The sequence below is a fragment of the Caballeronia grimmiae genome, from assembly GCF_000698555.1.
Classification (GTDB): Bacteria; Pseudomonadota; Gammaproteobacteria; order Burkholderiales; family Burkholderiaceae; genus Caballeronia; species Caballeronia grimmiae.
Genome location: NZ_JFHE01000118.1, coordinates 1 through 1,330, shown reverse-complemented (window position 1 = coordinate 1,330; position 1,330 = coordinate 1). Strand labels below are relative to the sequence as shown.

Here is a 1,330-nt window from a genome sequence, read left to right as displayed (position 1 = left end):
AGCCTTCGAATGGAGCGGGTGAGCGGGTGGCATTGCCCGCTCATCGCTACGAGAGCCCCTCGGGTTTATCTATAACCGGTGAACGCTTGGCCGAGCCGATGAGCAAGTCAGACGTCGCGGACACAATTGACGCATTTGCCCGGGCCGCAGCGGATGCAGAGCGACTCGGCTTTGACGGCGTCGAACTGCACGGCGGACATGGCTACCTGATCAACCAATTTTTCTCTGAGGATCTCAATCAGCGCAGCGACGGATATGGCGGATCGACGCTCCTCGAACGTTCACGGTTCGCTGTGGAGGTGCTGAAGGCGATCAGATCGGTGGTAACGCCAGGGTTTCCAGTGATTCTTCGCCTCTCGCAATGGAAGCCGAAGGACTTCCGCGCGCGGCTCGCGGGGACGCCAGCAGCGCTCGAAGAGTGGCTTGGCCTGCTTGTGAATGCTGGCGCGGATGCTTTCCACCTCTCGCAGCCAGCCTACTGGCAGCCCGCGTTTCCCGAAGTGGACGCAACCTTGAACCTGGCGGGATGGGCAAAAAAAGTCACGGGCGTCACAACCATCACGGTGGGATCGGTTGGACTTCGAAGCGACGTCTACGACTCGTTTGCGGGCAAGGACGCGCAATCCGCTCCGCTGGACGACCTGCTAGCGCGACTGGGACGAGGAGAATTCGATCTGGTAGCAATCGGACGCGCGCTGCTGCAGGACGCGGCATGGCTCGAAAAGGTCCGGCAAGGGCGCGTCGATGAAATTGAGAACTTCACCCCGAAGGCATTCTTGACCTTGGACTAGCTAATCGATGTTAGAGCGATTTCGCGGAGCTGCCGGAGTTGTGGGAGACAGCGCCGCCTCCGAGCGTCCCCTTCGCTCGTAGAAGCAGTCACCCGTCTGACCAGCTTGCCTAGGGGCGCGAATCGCCGCTTCTGGCGGTCGCCGAGGATCACTCGTGACGCGCACGCATCGCCGGCCACTTCGGCTCTAACTTCCGGCCACGACTCCTATCGGCCGTTCGACGCCCGACGGCCGGCGTCTCGTGATAGAAGAGTAGCGGTCGCCGGTTGGCCGCTGTGCCATGGCACGCGGCTCGTCCGGGTTAGCTACGCACCAGTAGCCGGCCCGATCCCCTCAGCGGCTGCCCGTTGCAGTGCCCGCCCGCTCGATCACCCGGGCGACTTCCGCCGGGTGCGCCAGATAGGCAACATGGCTCGACGGAACCTCCGCGACCGTGCTCTTTGCGCGGCTCGCCATCCAACGCTCAAGATCGGGATTCACAGTTCGGTCCTGCGTCGCCACGACGGCCCAACTCGGCCTCGCTTTCCATGCCGGCTGGC

2 protein-coding genes are annotated in these 1,330 nt (G+C 63.1%); one reads left to right on the top strand and one right to left on the bottom strand.

Features of this window, described 5'->3' with window-relative positions; translation table 11 throughout:
• Positions 1-791, top strand: a 791-nt coding sequence (locus BG57_RS30865) for an oxidoreductase (protein ID WP_052006120.1), incomplete at its 5' end; no start/stop codon positions are given.
• Between the two features lie 333 nt (positions 792-1,124).
• Here the strand turns inward: BG57_RS30865 and BG57_RS30860 are convergent.
• Positions 1,125-1,330: alpha/beta hydrolase (locus BG57_RS30860; protein WP_035971097.1), on the bottom strand; the 206-nt coding region annotated here is incomplete at its 5' end.